This window comes from Myroides oncorhynchi, assembly GCF_020905415.1.
In the GTDB taxonomy this organism is placed as follows: domain Bacteria; phylum Bacteroidota; class Bacteroidia; order Flavobacteriales; family Flavobacteriaceae; genus Flavobacterium; species Flavobacterium oncorhynchi_A.
This window is the reverse complement of the sequence record NZ_JAJJMP010000001.1, coordinates 2,577,676-2,599,009: the sequence shown is the minus strand read 5'-3', so window position 1 is coordinate 2,599,009 and position 21,334 is coordinate 2,577,676. Positions and strand designations below refer to the sequence as shown.

The 21,334-nt window shown below is 34.4% G+C and carries 18 protein-coding genes; 6 read left to right on the top strand and 12 right to left on the bottom strand.

Annotated elements, in window-relative coordinates; translation table 11 throughout:
- Positions 1–14 precede the first annotated feature (14 nt).
- Positions 15–1,100, bottom strand: a complete 1,086-nt coding sequence (dnaX, locus tag LNQ81_RS11380; protein WP_229946812.1) for a DNA polymerase III subunit gamma/tau — start codon at positions 1,098–1,100, stop codon at positions 15–17.
- A gap of 47 nt (positions 1,101–1,147) precedes the next feature.
- Positions 1,148–1,843 carry a DUF4294 domain-containing protein gene (locus LNQ81_RS11375; protein WP_229946810.1) on the bottom strand — a complete coding sequence of 232 codons (696 nt, stop codon included), beginning with the start codon at positions 1,841–1,843 and terminating at the stop codon, positions 1,148–1,150.
- 81 nt (positions 1,844–1,924) lie between these two features.
- Here LNQ81_RS11375 and LNQ81_RS11370 point away from each other — a divergent pair, with 81 nt between their 5' ends.
- The 4 genes from LNQ81_RS11370 (at position 1,925) to punC (ending at position 5,934) form a co-directional block, all read left to right on the top strand.
- Positions 1,925–3,016 (top strand): M42 family metallopeptidase, encoded by a 1,092-nt coding sequence (locus LNQ81_RS11370; protein WP_229946809.1) that lies wholly within the window; start codon positions 1,925–1,927, stop codon positions 3,014–3,016.
- 116 nt (positions 3,017–3,132) lie between these two features.
- Positions 3,133–3,909 carry an enhanced serine sensitivity protein SseB gene (locus tag LNQ81_RS11365; RefSeq protein WP_229946808.1) on the top strand — a complete coding sequence of 259 codons (777 nt, stop codon included), beginning with the start codon at positions 3,133–3,135 and terminating at the stop codon, positions 3,907–3,909.
- Positions 3,910–3,915: 6 nt separating this feature from the next.
- Positions 3,916–4,578, top strand: a complete 663-nt coding sequence (locus LNQ81_RS11360) for a CatA-like O-acetyltransferase (protein ID WP_229946807.1) — start codon at positions 3,916–3,918, stop codon at positions 4,576–4,578.
- Between the two features lie 180 nt (positions 4,579–4,758).
- Positions 4,759–5,934: a purine nucleoside transporter PunC gene (gene punC / locus LNQ81_RS11355; protein ID WP_229946806.1), complete on the top strand. Its 1,176-nt coding sequence runs from the start codon at positions 4,759–4,761 to the stop codon at positions 5,932–5,934.
- Positions 5,935–6,028: 94 nt separating this feature from the next.
- Here punC and LNQ81_RS11350 read toward each other — a convergent pair whose 3' ends face one another.
- From LNQ81_RS11350 to LNQ81_RS11330, 5 genes are all read right to left on the bottom strand, one after another.
- Positions 6,029–7,288, bottom strand: a complete 1,260-nt coding sequence (locus tag LNQ81_RS11350) for an aminotransferase class I/II-fold pyridoxal phosphate-dependent enzyme (protein WP_229946804.1) — start codon at positions 7,286–7,288, stop codon at positions 6,029–6,031.
- A gap of 238 nt (positions 7,289–7,526) precedes the next feature.
- Entirely contained in the window at positions 7,527–9,932 is a 2,406-nt protein-coding gene (locus LNQ81_RS11345) for an alpha-ketoacid dehydrogenase subunit alpha/beta (RefSeq protein ID WP_229946802.1), read from the bottom strand.
- Positions 9,933–10,157: 225 nt separating this feature from the next.
- Positions 10,158–10,793 (bottom strand): nitroreductase family protein, encoded by a 636-nt coding sequence (locus tag LNQ81_RS11340; RefSeq protein WP_229946800.1) that lies wholly within the window; start codon positions 10,791–10,793, stop codon positions 10,158–10,160.
- A 10-nt stretch (positions 10,794–10,803) separates the two neighbouring features.
- Entirely contained in the window at positions 10,804–11,757 is a 954-nt protein-coding gene (locus LNQ81_RS11335) for a phosphoribosylaminoimidazolesuccinocarboxamide synthase (RefSeq protein WP_229946797.1), read from the bottom strand.
- 33 nt (positions 11,758–11,790) lie between these two features.
- A complete protein-coding gene (locus LNQ81_RS11330; RefSeq protein ID WP_229946795.1) occupies positions 11,791–13,776 on the bottom strand; it encodes an alpha-ketoacid dehydrogenase subunit alpha/beta in 1,986 nt (661 codons plus the stop codon).
- 826 nt (positions 13,777–14,602) lie between these two features.
- Between LNQ81_RS11330 and LNQ81_RS11325 the strand changes: the two genes are divergently transcribed.
- Positions 14,603–15,028, top strand: a complete 426-nt coding sequence (locus LNQ81_RS11325; protein ID WP_229946794.1) for an acyl-CoA thioesterase — start codon at positions 14,603–14,605, stop codon at positions 15,026–15,028.
- A 166-nt stretch (positions 15,029–15,194) separates the two neighbouring features.
- Here the strand turns inward: LNQ81_RS11325 and LNQ81_RS11320 are convergent, their stop codons facing one another.
- The 5 genes from LNQ81_RS11320 to LNQ81_RS11300 all read right to left on the bottom strand — a co-directional run bounded on the left by LNQ81_RS11320 (position 15,195) and on the right by LNQ81_RS11300 (position 20,003).
- Complete coding sequence (locus tag LNQ81_RS11320; RefSeq protein ID WP_229946792.1) at positions 15,195–16,130, bottom strand: siderophore ABC transporter substrate-binding protein; 936 nt, start codon at positions 16,128–16,130, stop codon at positions 15,195–15,197.
- A gap of 20 nt (positions 16,131–16,150) precedes the next feature.
- Entirely contained in the window at positions 16,151–16,909 is a 759-nt protein-coding gene (locus LNQ81_RS11315) for an iron ABC transporter ATP-binding protein (RefSeq protein WP_229946790.1), read from the bottom strand.
- Positions 16,906–17,853 carry an iron chelate uptake ABC transporter family permease subunit gene (locus LNQ81_RS11310; protein WP_229946788.1) on the bottom strand — a complete coding sequence of 316 codons (948 nt, stop codon included), beginning with the start codon at positions 17,851–17,853 and terminating at the stop codon, positions 16,906–16,908. Before LNQ81_RS11310 ends, LNQ81_RS11315 begins: the two co-directional genes overlap by 4 nt.
- Positions 17,846–18,796 carry an ABC transporter permease gene (locus LNQ81_RS11305; RefSeq protein WP_229946786.1) on the bottom strand — a complete coding sequence of 317 codons (951 nt, stop codon included), beginning with the start codon at positions 18,794–18,796 and terminating at the stop codon, positions 17,846–17,848. Before LNQ81_RS11305 ends, LNQ81_RS11310 begins: the two co-directional genes overlap by 8 nt.
- 313 nt (positions 18,797–19,109) lie before the next feature.
- Complete coding sequence (locus LNQ81_RS11300; protein WP_229946779.1) at positions 19,110–20,003, bottom strand: LysR substrate-binding domain-containing protein; 894 nt, start codon at positions 20,001–20,003, stop codon at positions 19,110–19,112.
- Positions 20,004–20,093: 90 nt separating this feature from the next.
- On the opposite strand from LNQ81_RS11300, the gene LNQ81_RS11295 reads away from it, so the two are divergent.
- Positions 20,094–21,320 carry an MFS transporter gene (locus LNQ81_RS11295; RefSeq protein ID WP_229946777.1) on the top strand — a complete coding sequence of 409 codons (1,227 nt, stop codon included), beginning with the start codon at positions 20,094–20,096 and terminating at the stop codon, positions 21,318–21,320.
- Positions 21,321–21,334: the final 14 nt, after the last annotated feature.

Genomic DNA, 21,334 nt, shown 5'->3' with positions numbered 1-21,334 from the left:
TGCAGAAGCAGGTATTATAAATTGTTTATCTTTTTTTTTTCGCCTTCAAAAGATAAAGACGCTAATTGCATAAGACATAACTCCACTAATAATCTCTGATTCTGACTAGTTTTATATTTTAAGTCACAGTCATTTGCCACCTCTATTGCTTGTAGTAATAAAGACATAGAAGCATGTTGAGATTGTATCTCAAAAAGCTGTTTCCCGTGATCTCCTATCTCTAATAAACTTATCGTCTCAGGAGTTTTACATACCATCAAATCTCTAAAATGAGAAGCTAATCCTGAAACAAAGTGATGACCATCAAATCCTTTAGATAGAATATCATTATAAGCTATCAACAAGGCAGGTATATTATTCTGCAAGATAAAGTCTGTAATGCGAATATAGTACTCGAAGTCTAATACATTCAGATTCTCAGCTACAGCTTGTCTAGTTAGATTACGCCCACAGTATGATACTACTCTATCGAAAATAGATAAAGCATCACGCATAGCTCCATCTGCTTTCTGAGCAATGATACGAAGAGCATCATCTTCATAATTGACCCCTTGGCTTCTAGCCACTAGAGCTAAGTGATTAGCCGCATCAGCAATAGTGATACGTTTAAAATCAAAAATCTGACATCTCGATAAGATAGTTGGTATAATCTTATGTTTCTCTGTAGTCGCTAATATAAAGATAGCATGACGTGGTGGCTCTTCTAATGTTTTTAAAAATGCATTAAAAGCAGCTGAAGACAACATGTGCACCTCATCAATAATATATACTTTATACTTTCCTGTCTGTGGCGGGATACGAACTTGATCAATAAGACTTCTGATATCATCCACTGAGTTATTAGACGCAGCATCTAGTTCAAATACATTAAATGCAAAGTCTTCATTTGGATCGTCATACCCCTCTTGGTTTATCTTTCTAGCTAGAATACGCGCGCAAGTAGTCTTCCCTACCCCTCTAGGTCCTGTAAATAATAAAGCTTGTGCTAAGTGATTACTCTCAATAGCATTAACTAAAGTACTTGTAATAGCTTGTTGTCCTACTACATCTCTAAAGGTTTGTGGTCTGTATTTACGGGCAGATACGATAAATTGTTCCATAGGTGTCTTATTATCGCAAAGGTAGTTTATTTTTTAGAATACGGAAATTATTCTCTTAACTCTGCTGGGAAAAACTCCTCAGTACTAATCTTTTTAGACCACTGTTTTCTCAGTTCATTCAGATTAATAGGCTTATGAGGTTGCCTATTTTCTAATTCAAAACTATAGAACAAATATTGTAATTGTACTTCAATATAAAAATCATCTAAATAAAGTTCTGGATGGTATTCTGATTTTAAATCCAGACTAAAAGTTCTCGCTGCAGTATTAGACCAAAATGCCTTCCATCCACTCTTAAACTCTTTGATAAGCTTATAAACTGTCTGTCCTGTCTGTCTGTCTATTAACTTAATCAGTATTTTACCATCGTTACGTGATAATTTCTTTAACTTTTCTGTGAATTGTTCTTCTAAGTATTTCTGTGAACGTTTAATATATCTACGTTTATCACCATTACTTGACATTTTCTCTAAGTTGGCATTTAAGATAACCAAATTCTCAGCTGTTGCTTTAGCATACGGATATACTCTTCTTAGCCTATTGCGAAGGATAATCATATCGCGGCGATATTTTTCATCTTTTATATCGACCCCTATGAAGATTTCTGGGATAGCATACTCCTGTATTGTATCTCCATTAACAATGATTTCGTGTGATATATCTGGTACGGGCACTAGCTCTTTCTCTTGTGCTATTAGCAACTGATTCACTATAATAAACCCAAACAACAAAAGCTTTTTCATAACTTTAAAATATACATCAAAATTATCTCTTTTTGTTGAGTAATAATAATGTATTGGGTAAATTAGCAAAAAAATAAATTCATGAATACAAAGACAATCTTAGATGACAATTCACTAGCGTTTTTAGAAACATATTTAAACAATGCCTCTCCTACAGGTTTTGAGTCAAATAATCAAAAGACGTGGATGGAATACCTAAAACCATATGTAGATAGCTTTTTCACTGACACTTATGGTACTGCAGTAGGAATCATTAATCCTGATGCTCCTTATAAAGTCGTTATCGAAGGACACGCTGATGAAATCTCTTGGTATGTTAAGTATATTACTGACGATGGTTTTATTCATGTCGTTAGAAATGGTGGTAGTGATCACATGATTGCCCCTTCTAAAAGAGTACATATCCATACTAAAAAAGGAATCATAGAAGGAGTATTCGGATGGCCAGCTATCCACATTAGAAATAGGGCTGGCAAAGAAGAATCACCTAAAATAGAGACTAACTTTATCGATCTAGGATGTGATACTAAAGCAGAGGTAATAGCACTAGGTGTACAAGTAGGATGTGTAATCACCTATCCTGATACCTTCACTATCTTAAATGGAAATAGATTCGTATGTCGAGCTATTGACAACAGAATGGGTGGATTTATGATCGCACAGGTAGCACGTCTATTAAAGGAAAATAACAAAACACTTCCTTTCGGTCTTTATATCGTAAACGCTGTACAAGAAGAAGTGGGACTAAGAGGGGCCGAAATGATCACACAAACAATCAAACCTAATGTCGCTATAGTTACTGATGTATGTCACGATTCTAACACTCCTATGGTAGACAAAAACATAGAAGGTGATAATAAGATCGGTAGAGGTCCTGTAATAGGATATGCTCCTGCTATTCAGAATAACTTAAGAGAATTAATTGAAGATACTGCTGATCTTAATAACATCCCATACCAACGCAATGCAATGTCACGCGTGACTGGTACAGATACTGATGCATTTGCCTATAGCAATGGAGGAGTAGCTTCTGCTCTAATCTCATTACCACTGAGGTATATGCACACTACAGTAGAGATGGTACATAGAGATGATGTAGAAAATACAATCAAGCTTATCTACGAAACACTTCTTAAAATAGAGAATAACGAAACATTTTCTTACTTTAAATAATACATTAAGGCAGCTTTTAGCTGCCTTCTTTTTATCAATTTCCCGCCAATTTCGTACAAACAAATCAAAGGAATATGATTAAATCCTCTATCTTTGAATAAAAATACCTTTAGATAATGTCGAATTACAATCGCAATAAGAATACAAGTACCAAATTAAACACAAATCTAACTTTAGCTCAAATCATAGAGCTAGCAGGTACTAATCCTGAGTACAGAATTGTATTTTACAATCGTTTCTTAAAAGATCAAATCTATGTACTTGTAGAAAAAGACCCTTCTGGAAATAATAATTTTGACGATAATAATCCTCCTGCAATTATAGCTTTTGAGAATAATCGCATTCCTGTTTTCACTCATCCAGATCGAATTTATGACGGTGGAGCTATACATGAAGAAATGGATTATATGAAAGTCCCTAGTAGAGCATTCTTAGAAATGACTTTAGGCGCTAGTATTATCGTAAACCCTTTCTCTAAAGTGTACAAAGAACTTGTTGTAGAAGAGATAGCCGAAATGTTAAATGGCAGTATATTTAATACCCTAAACAGCCCTATCTTAAAAGCACAAATGAATGTACAAATAGGTAAACCAGAAACAGAACCTAAAGCATTAATCGAAGAATTAAAAGAAATATTCTCTAAAAACGATTTGATAAAATCAGCTTACATTGGATGGACTTTTAATGAAATACTAGATAAAGAACCTCATTATATTTTTGCTATCGAGAGTGAGATAGAATTAGCTAACTTTAAAGAAGTGGCAGATATTATATCAGAACTATGTAAACCACACTTAGCTAAAGAGGAATATATAGATATTATAAAGTTAGAAAAGAATGGAAACTTCAGTGATTATTTCTACAATCAAGCAGAACCATTCTATGTAAAATAGTTACCTATGGATACTATCGCAACCTTCACTCCTGTTGATTTAGAAACCTGGTCTCGTACTCCTTATTATGAGTATTACCGAAATATCCTAAAGACAAAATATACAGTTAGCATAAAGATTGATATCACAGATATCGTTGCTATATATAAGAACAAAGGATATAAGTTCTTTCCTACATTTCTGTATGTAGTAATGAAGGCACTAAACAATAGTGAAGAATTGCGTACTAGTATTCACAATGGCAAACTTGGCACTTGGAATTATTTGACTCCTCAGTTTACCTTATTCCATGAAGATGACAAAACATTTTCTGACTTGTGGAGTGATTACAACGAAGACTTTAGAACATTTCATCAAAACATTATTAATGATATAGAAAAGTACAAGGATGTAAAAGGAATAAAGATAAAAGCTGGTCTACCTGCTAATTTCGTCCCTATCTCTTGTGTTCCTTGGATTAGCTTTGATAGCATCAGCCAAGATACTTCGCATGATTCTGATTTTCTCAAACCGATTATTCGCTTTGGCAAATATTATACAGAACACGAAAAGCTATTCATTCCCCTATCTGTCTATATCAATCACGCAATAGCAGACGGATATCACACCTCAATGTTCTTACAAGACATACAAAACATAGCGAATGATGCTAAAAATTGGATAAAATAAGGATTGTCTTTTTAATACAATCCTTATTTTTATACACAACAACCTTATTTTTAATAACATATATTCTATCTAGCTTTTACTATTATAGTTCTCTATACATTCTATAAAAACAAACAATCGTATTTCCTATCAGGCTTATATAATTAGCGTACTTTTGCCGATTCTAAAATTTTTAAATATATGCCACAAAATAACAAGAATAGTTTTGTCTTTTTAATATACCTTGTAGGATTGAGTATTATTGGTTTTCTCGCTACTGACATGTATCTTCCAGCATTTGACAAAATGCGTATTGATCTAAATACTTCCAAAAGTAACATTAGTGCAACATTAAGTTTATTCTTAGCAGGATATGCTATAGCACAATTAATGTGGGGACCAATCTCTGACAAACTAGGTAAGCCTAAAACTATCATCATAGGATTAAGTATATTTACTCTATCTTCACTTGCCATATATTTCACAGAAAGTGTTACTGCATTTATATTTTTACGCCTTATACAAGCGATAGGTGTATGTGCAGCAGCAGTTAGCTGGCAAGCCTTAGTAATAGAAAAATACCCCTCAGATCAAACCAACAAAGTGTTTGCATCTATTATGCCTTTAGTAGCGTTATCACCTGCTTTAGCTCCACTACTAGGTGTCTACTTACTTAATCACTTCGGATGGAGATCTATCTTTATTACACTAGCCATTATCTCAGTATTGCTAATCCTTTATACATTCACCATAAAAGAAGAAAAAAAAGAAATTAAAGAACATGAAGCAAAACCACAGAGTGCATCATACTTCTCCTTATTAAAGTCAAAAAAATACCTAGGAAATGTATTGATTTACGCACTTTGTTCAGCAGCATTCTTTGCTTGGTTGACAGGTTCACCTTTCTTCTTAAAAGAAATGGGGTATAGTGAAAGTGAAATAGGCTTTAGTTTTGTTCCCCAGACAATAGCCTTTTTGATAGGAGGTTTTGGATACAGAACATTATCATCTAAAGTAGAAGGAAATGTATTAATGCCTTATTTTATAGCTTTATACATTATAGCTGTAGGTTCACTTACGGCATTAGCAATATTCACAGCTCCAACTTTAACTACATTATTAATACCATTTTGTTTAATGGCTTTTGTCAATGGTGCATGTTACCCTATAGTAGTGTCAGAAGCGTTAAAATTATATCCTAATAACTCTGGTAAAGCAGCAGGATTACAAAACACAATCCAATTAGGCCTATGTTTTATTGCTAGCTCTATTGTCTCTCTATTTACAGCTGATGCATTATACACTACAGTACTCGTAATGACAGGAACAATACCGTTGATATACATTGGGTATAAATTATCAAGAAGTACTAAATAATATACTCTAATTACATTTATAGAAATTTAAAGACAAAAAAAAGGAACCTAACATTAGGTTCCTTTTCTTTATCTATGTATTAACTGTATTTGCCTTAAGATACATCCACAGTAGTTGCTTCTGCAATCTGCTTATACGTTCCATTTTCTAATTTTTCACGAATATCTTCATAAGCCTTAAGAGTCTCATCAATATCCTCTTTAACGTGAGTAGCTGTAGGAATCATTCTCAATAAGATAATTCCTTTAGGGATAACAGGATAAACTACAATTGATAAGAAAATACTATAATTCTCTCTCAAATCATTAACCATTACCATTGCCTCTGGAATACTTCCCTCTAAATAAACAGGAGTAACACAAGTATTAGTATCACCAATATTGAATCCTCTGTCTTTAAGTCCATTCTGAAGTAAATTTACATTCTCCCATAACTTAGCTTTTAAAGAAGGATTAGTTCTTAAAAGTTCTAAACGTTTTAATGCTCCTTTTGTAAAAATCATTGGTAATGATTTTGCAAACATTTGAGAACGTAAATTATATTTTAAATAATCTATAATATCCTTATCTGCTGCAACAAATGCACCAATAGAAGCCATAGACTTAGCAAATGTAGAAAAGTAAACATCAATACCATCTTGACATTCTTGCTCTTCTCCTGCCCCAGCACCTGTAGCACCCAAAGTACCAAATCCATGTGCATCATCAACTAATAAACGGAAATTATACTTCTCTTTAAGAGCTACTATTTCTTTTAATTTACCTTGTTGACCTCTCATTCCGAATACTCCTTCAGTGATTACTAAAATACCTCCACCTGTAGTTTCGGCCATTCTAGTTGCTCTCTCCATGTTCTTTTCGAAACTCTCAATATCATTGTGTTTATATGTAAAACGTTTACCCATGTGTAAACGAACACCATCAATAATACATGCATGTGAATCTACGTCATATACAATCACATCATTCTTAGTCACTAAAGCATCGATAATCGAAACCATCCCTTGGTAACCAAAATTTAATAAATAAGCCGCCTCTTTATGTACAAATTCAGCTAATTCATTTTGTAATTGCTCATGCATTGAAGTATGTCCTGACATCATACGAGCTCCCATTGGGTATGCAGCTCCGTATTCTGCAGCTGCCTCAGCATCTACTTTTCTTACTTCTGGGTGATTAGATAAACCTAAATAATCATTGATACTCCAGTTAATAACTTCTTTTCCATGAAACATCATACGATTTGACAAAGGTCCCTCTAACTTAGGAAAAACATAATATCCTTCTGCTTGAGATGCCCATTTTCCTAATGGTCCTTTATTTTTCTGTATTCTGTCAAATAAATCGTTTACCATAATATAACTATGTTTAAAAAAACAATTGCAAAAATAAAGATATTTTGTATGCTTTCATAATAAATACAGAACTATTTACCCCTAAAGCATTATAACTCTATTAGCATTCAGGCACTTTTAAGTAGATTCTGTCAATAGAGAAATGCGAATTAAAAAAGCGCTTTCTTTACAATATTCCCAAAGAATAGGATTATTAAAATAAAAACCTCCCGAATTGGGAGGTTTTTATTTCTTATTTTTAATATAACGCAGGATATAAATTAGGATTTACCTCGTTCATAATTGCATAAATTTTTTCAAATACATCTTCTGCTGACGGTTTAGAGAAGTAATCTCCATCAGTTCCATAAGCAGGTCTATGTGCTTTTGAAGTCAAAGTTTGAGGCTCACTATCTAAATGGTGATACCCTTTTTGTTCTTCTAACACTTTTTGAAGAATATACGCTGAAGCTCCTCCTGGTACATCCTCATCTATTACTAATAAACGATTAGTCTTAGCAAGACTCTTCACGATATCGTGATTTAAGTCAAATGGCAATAATGATTGTGCATCTATAATCTCTACATCGATTCCTACTTCTAATAACTCCTTAGCAGCCTGTTCGATTACTCTTAATGTAGATCCATATGATACAACAGTAATATCTTTACCTTCCTTGATTGTTTCTACTATACCGATAGGAGTTTTGAATTGCCCTATATTATTTGGCATTTTCTCCTTTAGACGGTACCCGTTTAAACATTCTATTAATAATGCTGGTTCATCACTTTCTAATAATGTATTATAGAAACCTGCTGCTTTAGTCATATTACGAGGTACTAAAACATGCATTCCTCTAATAGCATTAATGATCATCCCCATAGGTGATCCTGAATGCCAAATACCCTCTAATCTATGACCACGTGTTCTTACTATCAATGGAGCTTTTTGACGGCCTACTGTTCTATATTGAAGAGTAGCTAAGTCATCACTCATGATTTGGATAGCATATAGTAAGTAATCTAAATACTGAATCTCAGCTATAGGTCTTAATCCACGCATTGCCATACCGATACCTTGCCCTAGAATAGTAGCCTCTCTAATACCTGTATCAGTCACTCTACTTATACCGTGTTTCTCTTGTAGTCCTTCTAGTCCTTGGTTAACATCTCCAATAGTTCCAGAGTCTTCCCCAAAGATCATGACGTTCTTATGGTTTTCTAAGATATAATCAAAGTTTCCTCTTAACAGTACACGAGCATCTACTTCTTCCGCATCTGCATCATAAGTAGGTTCTATACTTTGTACGTTGATCGCTTGATGTTCTGTCTCAGACATTAGGTGTGAACTGTAACGAGGTTGGTTCTTAGCAAAGAACTCGTTAATATACTGCACTAAAGTAGCTTTACCCGCATCTTTTATTACCATTCTAAGCGCTTTACGCGCTACAGTAATAATGTCTTTTCTAATAGGCTCTTTGATACCAGCTAAGTCATTAGCCATTTTCTCAATAAACACTTTATTAGTACTAGAAGCTGCTACAGTTCCTAATAATACAACCAATTCATCACGTTCAGCAACAATAGGATCTACATAAGCTCTCCATGCTGCTTTCTTTCCATCTAATACCTCTTTCTTAAGTTGTTTGTCTAACTCATCTAACTCTTCCACTGTAGCTATATCAGAAGCTAGCATCCAGTTTCTCATCTGTAAGACACAGTCTTTCTCTGCTTCCCATTCTAGACGTTCAGGAGTTTTATATCTCTCATGAGATCCAGAAGTAGAGTGTCCCTGAGGTTGTGTTAATTCCTGTACATGAACTAAAACAGGTACATGTTCTTCTCTAGCTATTTTAGATGCTTTCGTATAAGTATCTATTAATGCTACATAATCCCATCCTTTAACGCGAAGAATCTCATATCCATTGCCATTTTCATCTCTTTGGAATCCTTTTAATATCTCTGAGATATTCTCTTTTGTCGTTTGGTACTTTGCATGTACAGAGATTCCGTATTGATCATCCCATACATTCATTACCATAGGTACTTGCAACACCCCTGCAGCATTGATTGTTTCAAAAAACAAACCTTCTGAAGTAGAAGCATTCCCTATCGTACCCCATGCTACCTCATTACCATTTACAGAGAAGTTACCCTCTTTATCTGCATCTGCAAACTCTCTATAAAATTTAGAAGCTTGAGCTAATCCTAAAAGTCTAGGCATTTGTCCAGCCGTAGGCGATATATCTGCACTTGAGTTTTTTTGGTCAACTAACTTCTTCCAGTTACCATTCTCATCTAAACTATGAGTAGCAAAGTGTCCACCCATCTGACGCCCTCCTGACATTGGATCATTATCTATATCCGCATGCCCAAAAAGTCCTGCAAAAAATTGTTCTACTGTCAATTGTCCTATCGCCATCATAAATGTCTGATCGCGGTAATATCCAGATCTAAAGTCTCCATTCTGAAAAGCCTTCGCCATAGCTAACTGTGGCACCTCTTTTCCATCACCAAAAATTCCAAATTTCGCTTTTCCTGTAAGTACTTCACGTCTACCAAGTAAACTACACTCTCTACTTAGTTTCGCAATTTTATAATCTTGAATTACCTCTTTCTTAAAATCATCGTAAGAAAGAGCCGTTTTTGTTTCTTTTTGACTCATTGTAAAATACATAATTTACTTGTTACGAATATAAAATAATATCACCAAAAAAGCTAGCACATACTTCTTCATTATATTGAATTAATACATACATCTTTTGATAATCAATCAAAAAAAAAGTAAAAAAATTACACTATGTAAAAATTAAAGTATTTTTAACAAAACGATATTATGAATTTCGTAATCATCTATAAAAAAATATCCCCTCCAAAGAGGGGATATATATTATTCGATAATTGTTAAAATATCTTCTAGCGCAAAACGTACTTTCTTCATAGGTAACAACCAATCATTTTCATGATCCCTTTCTCCTATAGCTAAAATAGTTACACTTTTAAGTCCTTTTTTATCTAACCCTAATGCTTGGTCTAATTGATCATTATAGAATCCCTCCATAGGTGATGCATCTACTCTTAACTCAGCTGCAGCAGCGATAGCCATACCAAAAGCAATATAAGCTTGACGAGCTGCATGTTCAGCCTGCTTCTCTTGTGACATAGCGGCAAAGTTCGCTTTAATAGAACCTTTGTAATCATTCATAGAACCAGAAGCTAACTCTCTTGTCTTTTCTACATTATCAAACACAGCATCAATGCGCTCTTCTGTATAGGCTTCCCAAGACGCAAAAACCAAAACATGAGAACTATCTACTACCTGACTTTGATTCATAATCACAGGTAATAGCTTTTCTTTTAAGTCTTGATTCTTGATTAAGATCATCTCGAAAGGTTGTAATCCAGAAGAAGTAGGTGCCATACGAGCTGCCTCGATAATCTGCATTACTTTTTCGTCTGCTATCTTAACTGAACTATTATATTTCTTAGTAGCATAACGCCACTGTAAACTCTTTAGTAACTCCATAATTTATAAATTATCTCTTAGCTAAAAAAGCTAAAACATTATTCTCTATACGTTCATTAATACTAGACACATCAGCCTTCACAAATGGTTCTCCAATAATCTTCTCATATAGCTCTATATATCTATCTGATACACTAGTGATATACTCATCTGTCATCTCCGGTATAGCTTGCCCTTCTTTCCCTTGAAAGCCATTACTGATCAACCATTGTCTGACAAACTCTTTAGACAATTGCTTTTGAGCCTCCCCTTTTGCTTGTCTTTCTTCATAGCCCTCTGCATAGAAGTATCTAGAAGAGTCTGGCGTATGTATCTCATCGATTAACACAATCTTTCCATCTTTAGTCTTACCAAATTCATACTTAGTATCCACTAAGATCAAACCGCGCTCTGCTGCTATCTCACTTCCTCTCTGATACAGTGCATGTGTATACTGCTCTAATACCAAATAATCTTCCTCAGAAACAATCCCTTTAGCCAAGATATCTTCTCTCGAGATATCTACATCATGAGCTCCTAAATCTTCTTTAGTAGATGGAGTGATAATAGGTGATGGCAATTGATCATTCTCTTTTAACCCTTCAGGCAATGTCACTCCGCATAACACTCTCTTTCCTTCTGCATACTCACGAGCAGCATGCCCAGCTAAATAACCTCTGATCACCATCTCCACTTTAAACGGCTCACATACATGCCCCACCGCTACATTAGGATCAGGTGTAGCTACTAACCAGTTAGGAACGATGTCACTCGTCATCTCCATAAACTTAGTTGCTATCTGATTTAGAATTTGTCCTTTAAAGGGAATTCCCTTAGGCATAATAACGTCAAAAGCCGATAATCTATCTGTAGCAACCATAACTAATAAGTCATCTGCTATATTGTAAACTTCTCTTACTTTTCCGCGGTAAACTGACTTTTGATTTGGAAACTCAAAACCCGTTTTTGTGATTGTGTTATTCATATTCTTGTTATAGTTGTGTAGTTCTTTTCTATTCTAGTAGGCTATCAAATCTAATAGCGCTGTTTCAAATCTGTCCTTAGGCAGATATTGATCTTCTAAAGCTTTCACAAATGGTATGGCTGTTTCTAAACTAGCAACCCTTTTTACAGGCGCGTCCAAGTATTCAAAACAATTCTCCATAATCATCGCCGACATATCACTTGCGATTCCTCCGAACAAGGAATCTTCTTGCAAAATTATAACTTTATTTGTTTTTTTTACTGATTTAAATACAGTTTTCTCATCTAAAGGTTGTAAAGTTCGCAAATCTATCAAATCAGCCTTAATATCAGGGTGCTTGTCTAACACTTCCATTGCCCAGTGTACTCCTGCTCCGAAGGTCACTATGGTCACATCTGCCCCTTCTCTTAACACACTCGCCTTTCCAAATGGCAGTGTATAATAATCTTTTGGTACATCCTGATAAATACTTCTATACAGCATCTTATGCTCAAAGAAGATCACAGGATTAGGATCATTAATAGCTGTCGCCATCAAGCCTTTCGCATCATAAGGAAATGCTGGGTACACTACCTTAAGTCCAGGCGTTTTTGTAAACCAAGCTTCATTGGTCTGTGAGTGGAATGGCCCTGCCTGCGTACCACCTCCACACGGCATACGCACTACTACATCCGCCTTCTCATTCCATCTGTAATGTATCTTAGCTAAGTAGTTCACAATCGGATTAAAACCAGTAGACACAAAATCGCCAAACTGCATCTCCATTATCGCCTTCCCTCCCTTGATAGAATATCCCATTGCAGCAGACACTACCGCACTCTCACAGATAGGTGTATTGCGAATACGCCCTTTGCCAAATTGCTCCACAAAGCCATCTGTTACCTTAAATGCTCCACCATACTCAGCAATGTCCTGCCCCATAATGATCAAATCATCATGACGTTCAAAAGATTGTTTCAATCCTTCTGATATCGCATCTATCAATCTAATATTTGCTACCTCAGCTGTTGGCTTTACCTCCTCGTATTCAAATGGCGCATACATATCTGCCAATTCAGTAGCTAAATCAGCTACTATAGCGGGCTCTTCTTGTGTTGCCTTCCAGTCTTTATCTATCTCTAATTTAAATTCTTCTCTAATTTGATCATCCACTTTATTAGATAATACACCTATCTTCTTAAGATACGCTCTATAATTCTCTACAGGTTCTTTTAATAGCCACATATCCATCAGTTCCTGAGGCACATACTTTGTACCACTAGCTTCCTCGTGTCCACGCATTCTGAAAGTTAAGAACTCTATCAATATAGGTCTAGGGTTCTCACGCATAGATTTAGCTAAAGCACTAATCTGCTGATATACCTCTAAGATATTATTTCCGTCGATGATATGACTTTCCATTCCATACCCTTTCGCACGATCAGCGAGATGCTCACATCTGTACTGTTCATTGGTAGGTGTAGATAAGCCATAGCCGTTATTCTCAATCACAAAAAGTACAGGTAACTCCCATACTGAAGCAATATTTAACGCCTCGTGAAAGTCACCTTCAGATGTACCTCCTTCTCCTGTGAATACAGCCGTTATCTTCTTCTCTTTTCTTAATTTGTGTGCTAAAGCGATCCCATCAGCTACTCCTAACTGTGGTCCTAGATGAGAGATCATCCCCACGATATGGAATTCTTGCGTTCCGAAGTGGAATGAACGCTCACGACCTTTCGTAAAGCCATTTGCTTTCCCTTGCCATTGAGAGAATAAGCGATGTAGAGGAATATCTCTAGAAGTAAACACGCCTAAGTTGCGGTGCATAGGTAGGATATATTCGTCCTGCTCTAAACTAGCAGTGACACCTACACTAATAGCCTCCTGTCCGATACCTGAGAACCATTTAGATACCTTACCCTGTCTGATCAAGATAAGCATCTTTTCCTCTATCATACGAGGCTTAAGTAGTTTTTTATACAATCCAAGTAACTCTTGGTCAGTTAGTTTTTTGCGGTCGTAATGTAATTGTTTCATAATTGGTTTAATAGACTCTAAAAATAAACAATTGCCTCTATTAAACAAATTAATTCTAAACAAGTAATTACATCTCCTTATAAAAACATATGATGAGATAGACTATACAATTGTTATGATAAAAAAGCTCCATAAGTGCATAAAGGTGTGCCTGTTTTACACTAATACTATTTGATATGATTTTTTAAGATATTGACCTTGAAGAATGATCTTATAAAATTGTTTTATTTCAAACCTTTAATACAATAAACACAGGGTAGTAAAAGGATTTTTACACCAATAACATTTTGTTTTGCTACAACCTAACTTCCTATTAAAGACAAGCTAACTCTATTGAGAAGAGTAATATTATATTATTATTTTCCTTTTATTGATACGGTAAAGTTAAGCTATTTAAATAAACTACTCTTATCCTTTTTACTTGTACTCTGAACAGTTTAAAATAGATAAACTCACAACAATCCCCTTAAATATTGCCTAAGATTTAAATTGTATTTATCATTTCCCATTATTAGTACTTATATTTGCAACGTTATATGTTAACTAACAAGTTCTAGTTAGGGGAATCGTGTGAAACTCACGAGCTGTCGCGCAACTGTAAATAATAGCACCCTATTATAAGTCAGATTACCTTCTAAGCTGTTATATATAACATTATGGTATTGCTTTCGCGATTTGAAGCAACATTAGCTGTACATACACACCAACTTTCACTTATGACAATACGAAAGAGCTGTACAGTGAAGAGATTAAAGCCAAAATAGCTATTCCATAATTATGAGTAATTAATAGTAATCATTAATAGACAAAGAATCATTACAACAATATGGAAGGTCAACTAACAAACAGAGAATTACGCATCCAAAAAAAAATAAAGGATTCGGAAACACACGTATTTAAAGCTGTATTCCCAGGTCAAACGAATCATCACAACACAATGTTCGGTGGTGCCGTTATGTATATTATGGACGAAATAGCATTTATGACTGCTACACGATTCTGTCGTAAGCCTATCGTGACAGTATCTAGTGATAAGATTGACTTTAATCACCCTATCCCTGCAGGAACACTAGTCGAACTTATCGGAACTGTGGTTCGAGTAGGTAGAACGAGTTTAGATGTTCGTGTAGAAGTATTCGTAGAGAGTATGTATAGAGATGGAAGAGAAAAAGCAATGACTGGTACATTTACATTAGTAGCCATCAATGAGAGTAAACGCCCTGTGCCTGTTTTTGATGAAGTAGAAGAATAACAACCGCTTATCTAAATACAAAAATCCCTAATGTTAGTTCATTAGGGATTTTTTTTATACAATACACACTTGTCTGTCACTATAACCAGTACAAGACAAGACACAACACTATTTCACAATAAAAGCTACCTCAAGAGATAGCTTTTATCGCAAAATTAAAGATTAACTATTCAGCAATTGCTTGCTCCACTTCGTCTAACATCATTTTGATAGACTTAAATCCTCCTCCTGATAAATACCATACTTCTGGATTTAAGAATATGATTTTATCATTTTTATAAGCGTTTGTTTGTTTAACTAAAGCATTAGCAAACTCCTCTTTCCCCATAGTAGCTCTTTTAATAGCTGCTCCTCTATCAATAACAAAGATATAATCAGGGTTTAATTCTTTAATAAATTCATTAGAGATTGCCTGTCCATGAGTAGATGCCTCTATATTTTGATCTGCAGGTTTCACTCCAAATACATCGTGAATAATCCCAAAGCGAGATCCTTTTCCATACGCACTTAAACGTCCTTCATTAGCTAAAACTACTAGAGCTGTCTTAGTTGACTTAGCTGTAGTTTCATTTATTTTAGCCACTCTCTCATCTATTACTTTAAGCTCTTTCTCTACCTGCTCCTCTTTGCCAAATAACTTACCTATTGTACGTTGATTCGCTTTAAAAGAATTCATATAATCCTTAATATCAATATCTAAATTAACAGTTGGCGCTATTTTCGTAAACTCATCATACATTGATGCAGTACGAGCAGATATAATGATTAGTTCTGGCTCTATAGCATTGACCTTTTCCATATTAGGTTCCTTGATACCACCTACATCAGTAATATTAGTATCATTAGCATATTTAGACAAATATTCTGGAATATTCCCCTTAGGAGCACCTTTAAACTCGATCCCTAGATCGTCAAATGAATCCATTATACCATAAGTAAGAACGACTGTATTCTTAGGGTTTACATTTACTTCTGTAGTACCAGATAAATGTTCTACCGATACCTTCTCTACATTTACATCTGTAGTCTCTGTTTTGTTCTCTTTACAAGATGTAAAGATTAAAGCTGAAGCTGCCACGCAGCTTATCAAAAATTTACTCATAACAACTCGATTGGTTTTAATTATTTAAAGTATATGCATACTTTATTATTACAGTTATCTACGATCGTCATATCAATATCAAAGACTTCCTTCATGATGTCTTCTCTAATAATATCATCTGTCAGTCCAAAATGAATTATTTTGTGATCTTTAACTGCAGCAATATAATCTGCATACGAAGACGCATAATTAATGTCGTGCACTACAATAATTATCGTTTTTCCATAGTCATCTGCTAAGACACGAAGTATCTTCATAATCTCAACAGAGTGTTTCATATCTAAATTATTTAATGGTTCATCAAGCAAGATATACTCTGTATCCTGAGCTAAAACCATTGCTAAGAAAGTACGCTGACGCTGTCCACCACTTAGCTCATCTATATACTGATCTTGTATATCTGTCAATCCCATGAAAGCCACACTCTCATCTACCTTCTCTTTATCCAAGGTGGTCATTCTTCCCTGTGAATGAGGAAAACGTCCGAATGCAACTAATTCTTTTACTGTTAGCCGTACATTAGGATGATTAGCCTGTTTTAAGATAGATAGCTTCTTAGCAAAGTCTCTATTCTTAAAACCAACAATATCTTTATCTAATAGATTTATTTGTCCCGAATCCTTTGCTACTAATCTACTGATGATAGACAGTAACGTGCTCTTACCTGTACCATTTCCACCTACAAGACATGTGATCTTTCCCTTGGGAAAAGAAACAGACACATCATTTAGGATCATCTTTTCTCCATATAACTTAGATACATTCTTTACCTCTATCATCCTCTGTTACTCTTTAATAATAAATAAATAAAATACACTCCTCCAACAAAATTTATAATGATACTAATAGTCGTACTCATATTAAATAGGTGCTCTACTAGATACTGTCCTCCTATTACAGTCACGGCAGTTAGTAGACAACATACAAGTACCATATGACTGTGCTTACTGCTCTTGACTAACTCATAAGTTAAGTTAGCTACTAAGATCCCTAAGAAGGTTATAGGCCCCACTAAAGCAGTCGAGATAGCTACCATAACTGATATAATTAATAGATTGCCTTTGATTACTTTGTGATAATCGACTCCTAGACTTATGGCATTCTCTCTTCCTAGACTCAACACATCTAATTGTCTGAAATACCTAATACCAATCAACATCGACACGACAAGTAATACTGCTGATATCCCAAGTAGGTTGAGATTAATTTTATCAAATGAAGCAAACATAGCAGACTGTATGATCAAAAACTCATTAGGATCGATTAGCATAACGATAAACGAGGAGAAACTTCTAAATAATGTCCCCATCAACAACCCTACTAATAAAAGTAGATACATACTCTTGCTCTCTCTCTTAAATACTAAGAAATACATCACTAAAGAAAAACCAAGCATTAGGACAACAGATATTGCAAAGTTTGTCTCCGAATTTAGAACTTGAAAGGTTCTATCTCCATACATTAATACTAATACTGATTGTAACAAAAGATAGAAAGAATCAAATCCCATAATAGAAGGAGTTAAGATTCTATTAGCTGATATCGTCTGAAATATAATAGAAGAATACCCTATAGCAAATGAGATTAATATCATCGCTATAACTTTATATCCTCTTCTAGGCAATACATAATCAAGCTTTGTTCCTGTAAAAGTGAACATATAAATAGCAATCAACAACATCAAAACGACTGCCAAAACTGTAATAATCTTTCCCTTATACATGCTTCGCTCGTTTAAATATTAATACTAAGAATATCACTCCACCTATGATACTTACTGTAAGTCCAATAGGTATTTCGTAAGGTGCTATTAACAATCTACTAATGATATCACAAATCATTAAGAATATAGCTCCTATCAATGCTGTATAGCTAATAGTCTTTTTTAGATTATCTCCAAACATCAAACTCACAATATTGGGAATAATAAGCCCTAAGAATGGAATAACACCTGCTGTCAACACAACTACTGTAGAAGTTATCGCTACGAATATCAGTCCTAAATAAGTAATCTTCTTGTGATCTAATCCAAGGCTACTAGCAGTATCCTCTCCTAGTCCAACAATGGTAAACTTATTAGCATACAAATAACTTAGCAACACAATAGGTACTCCTAAGTATAATATTTCATAATTTCCTTTTATGATAGAAGAAAAGTCTCCTATCAACCATCCTTCCATATTCTGTACTAAATTTGTCTTATAAGCAAAGAAAGTAGATATTGCATTCAAGATATTACCAAATACAATTCCTACTAAAGGAATGAAGATGACATTACGCATCTTGATTTTACTTGAAATCTTTAAAAAAACCACACTTGCAATTAATGCAATAGCAAATGACAAGATCATCTTATACATCATTCCCCCACCTGGAAATAGAATCATACTAAATAGTATTCCCATTTTACAAGCGTCGAGTGTTCCCATTGTAGTAGGAGACACGAATTTATTCATTGAAATCTGTTGTACGATTAATCCAGAAATACTCATTCCTATTCCTGCTATCAACACAGAGATCATCCTCGGCAACCTACTTACTAATATAACCAACATTTCATCCTGAGTTAGTCGGTGAATATCAAAAACAGAGATATCCTTCACACCTACAAAAACGGAAATAAAAGAAACTATTATCAGTATAAGAATTAAAATTATTCTTATCATTTACTTACTATATTTATTTAGAATCAAATTAAATAATAGCAAATATAAAAAAGTAAACTTGCTAACAAAAGAAAAAAGCTTTTCAAATATTGGAAATACAAGTACTTATATTATGAGTATAATAAATTATGACGCTTTTGAATCAGACATAACCAAAATATATAGGTTCTTATTTAAATTAATTAAAATTTATAACGCTTAAACTAAAATTATGACAAATCGACCTAACTCGAAAAAAACGAGCTCTTTTATATTATTCAAACAAAGAATACGACTCACATTAATCAAAAACACAAATCAATGTCAATAGATTCTACAATGTGCTATATTCATCTTTATTCTCATTTAATAACAAGTCAATAAATATTCGCACTCCTTTTTTATGATAGCTATCTTTTAGCTGAATAACTACAGCTTCGCGTTTCATATCTATATCTTTAATTGGTATTGCCTTTAAGTTAGCCTCATTATGTACAGTCGCATGGGTAAGCACAGTCTGATACGCTCCTAGTTCTACTAAGTCAACAATCATAGAGGTCTGATTAGTTTCAATAGCTATATTAGGCAAGATATTGTGCTTCTTAAATACTCTATCCAAAAAATCACGTGTACTAAATCCTTGTACTGGCAAAGCCAAGCGATATTGTTCTATTTCTTTTAATTTTATGCCTTTTAAACTTGCTAGAGTCGAATCTTTAGCAACCATTAAAGCCATATCAGAGGTCAGGACAGATTCATATATAAAATTTTCTTCATGTACACCATCAAAGTAAGTTAGAGCAAAGTCTATCTTCTGCTTTAATAGATCTTCCATCAACTCATTAGTTGTACCAAATGTCACTTCTATCTTTACTTCTGGATAAGAGTTATTAAATATCTTTAAGGAAGACAAAGCCAATGACTTAAGCCCCCATGTCAATCCAATTTTTAATGTACCTGTCTTTAATCCTTCTAGATCTTCTAGTAATAGTTTACCATCTTCAGCAGCACGTATACTTCGCTCCGCATAAAAAGCAAAGAGTTCTCCCGCCTCTGTTAGCGTAATACGCTTACCTATTCTATTAAATAAAGGTTGTCCCAGCTCTTCTTCTAGTTGTTTTATCTGTTGTGAAAGGGTACTTTGAGTGATATACAAGCATTTTGATGCCTCTGTAAAATTGAGTAATTCCTTTGCTTTTAAGAAGTATTTAAGTTGTCTGAGCTCCATAAATTGATCGTTTTTATCGATTGATATAATAGAAAAATACCGTTTTACTAATATATAACTTCCTATTACCTTTACCAAAAATAATATCAAATGGATACCACTACATATACTGAAAGCTTACAAGAAGCAAGAGCAATAAAAGGAACAACTACCTATAAGCGAATCAAATGGTGTATCTTTTTAGTAGGAGTATCTGTGTTCGCACAACTCTATAACTTCCAACCTATATTATCCGAAATAACCACATATTTTAAAGTTACACCTGCAGAGAGTAGTTACCTTGTATCTGCGGGTACGATGGGAATGGCATTAGGGCTTCTACTGTTCGCTTTTATAGCTGATAGTTATCCACGTAAGGATGTTATACTATTTTCGCTTGTCACCTCAACGATGTTAACCTTGTTATCAGCCTTTGTCAATGACTTTTCTATTCTAGTAAATATCAGTTTTATTAAGGGAATGTGTATATCTGGAGTATCGGCAGTAACCTTAGCTTACCTAGCAGAAGAAATCGACTCTAAGTATATCGGTATTGCCATTAGTTTTTATCTTGCAGGTAATACCTTTGGTGGAATGTTTGGACGTATAGTAGCGGCTCTAGTCTCTGGATGGTTAGGATGGCAAGCGGCAGTATTTACCATTGGAATTATAGCCCTGGTCATAGCAATCACATTTTATATATTCTTTCCAGATTCCAAATTCTTTGAACCAAAGAAACTTAAAATAGGAGACAAATTATCTCAAATGAAATCTATCTTTAAGAACTATAAGATAATGGCAATGTATCTAGTTGCTATTTGTTTAATGGGATCTTTTGTTAGTGTATATAATTTCCTTGGATTTAAGTTAGAAGCAGCGCCTTATAACTTACCACATTATCTAATCGCCATGATATTTTTAATGTATGCTTTTGGCATTTTTGGCAATATGATAGCTGGCACATTATCTGACAGATACTCTCCGAAAAAAATAATGCTAATAGCATTAAGTCTGATGCTATTAGGTACAGTAGGTATGTACATGGATAACTTATTTATTATACTAGTAGGGCTTACCTTCTTTACAATTTCATTTTTTAGTGGTCATACTATAGCTAGTCGTGTAGTTACAACATTAGGAAAAGAAGCTAAGAGTTCCGCTACAGCTTTGTATTGGTTTTTCTATTATGTAGGTTCTAGTATAATTGGAACTTCCACTGGGATGTTTGTCAACAATGGAAATTGGAATGGATTCTTCTACACTATATTAGCGATGGTATTTATAGCTCTAATCGCCACTTACATCAGTACAGGAAAACAAATAAAAAAAGCAACCTGAAAAGGTAACAGGTT

Excerpts from the sequence above, each read along its gene's own strand:
- LNQ81_RS11360 (WP_229946807.1), top strand. The coding sequence starts at position 3,916 with ATGGATACTATCGCAACCTTCACTCCTGTTGATTTAGAAACCTGGTCT.
- punC (WP_229946806.1), top strand. The coding sequence starts at position 4,759 with ATGCCACAAAATAACAAGAATAGTTTTGTCTTTTTAATATACCTTGTA.
- LNQ81_RS11300 (WP_229946779.1), bottom strand. The coding sequence starts at position 20,003 with ATGGAGCTCAGACAACTTAAATACTTCTTAAAAGCAAAGGAATTACTC.
- LNQ81_RS11310 (WP_229946788.1), bottom strand. The coding sequence starts at position 17,853 with ATGTATAAGGGAAAGATTATTACAGTTTTGGCAGTCGTTTTGATGTTG.
- LNQ81_RS11315 (WP_229946790.1), bottom strand. The coding sequence starts at position 16,909 with ATGATAGAGGTAAAGAATGTATCTAAGTTATATGGAGAAAAGATGATC.
- LNQ81_RS11295 (WP_229946777.1), top strand. The coding sequence starts at position 20,094 with ATGGATACCACTACATATACTGAAAGCTTACAAGAAGCAAGAGCAATA.
- LNQ81_RS11375 (WP_229946810.1), bottom strand. The coding sequence starts at position 1,843 with ATGAAAAAGCTTTTGTTGTTTGGGTTTATTATAGTGAATCAGTTGCTA.
- LNQ81_RS11345 (WP_229946802.1), bottom strand. The coding sequence starts at position 9,932 with ATGAGTCAAAAAGAAACAAAAACGGCTCTTTCTTACGATGATTTTAAG.
- LNQ81_RS11350 (WP_229946804.1), bottom strand. The coding sequence starts at position 7,288 with ATGGTAAACGATTTATTTGACAGAATACAGAAAAATAAAGGACCATTA.
- LNQ81_RS11335 (WP_229946797.1), bottom strand. The coding sequence starts at position 11,757 with ATGAATAACACAATCACAAAAACGGGTTTTGAGTTTCCAAATCAAAAG.
- LNQ81_RS11370 (WP_229946809.1), top strand. The coding sequence starts at position 1,925 with ATGAATACAAAGACAATCTTAGATGACAATTCACTAGCGTTTTTAGAA.
- LNQ81_RS11325 (WP_229946794.1), top strand. The coding sequence starts at position 14,603 with ATGGAAGGTCAACTAACAAACAGAGAATTACGCATCCAAAAAAAAATA.
- LNQ81_RS11365 (WP_229946808.1), top strand. The coding sequence starts at position 3,133 with ATGTCGAATTACAATCGCAATAAGAATACAAGTACCAAATTAAACACA.
- LNQ81_RS11305 (WP_229946786.1), bottom strand. The coding sequence starts at position 18,796 with ATGATAAGAATAATTTTAATTCTTATACTGATAATAGTTTCTTTTATT.
- dnaX (WP_229946812.1), bottom strand. The coding sequence starts at position 1,100 with ATGGAACAATTTATCGTATCTGCCCGTAAATACAGACCACAAACCTTT.
- LNQ81_RS11320 (WP_229946792.1), bottom strand. The coding sequence starts at position 16,130 with ATGAGTAAATTTTTGATAAGCTGCGTGGCAGCTTCAGCTTTAATCTTT.
- LNQ81_RS11340 (WP_229946800.1), bottom strand. The coding sequence starts at position 10,793 with ATGGAGTTACTAAAGAGTTTACAGTGGCGTTATGCTACTAAGAAATAT.
- LNQ81_RS11330 (WP_229946795.1), bottom strand. The coding sequence starts at position 13,776 with ATGAAACAATTACATTACGACCGCAAAAAACTAACTGACCAAGAGTTA.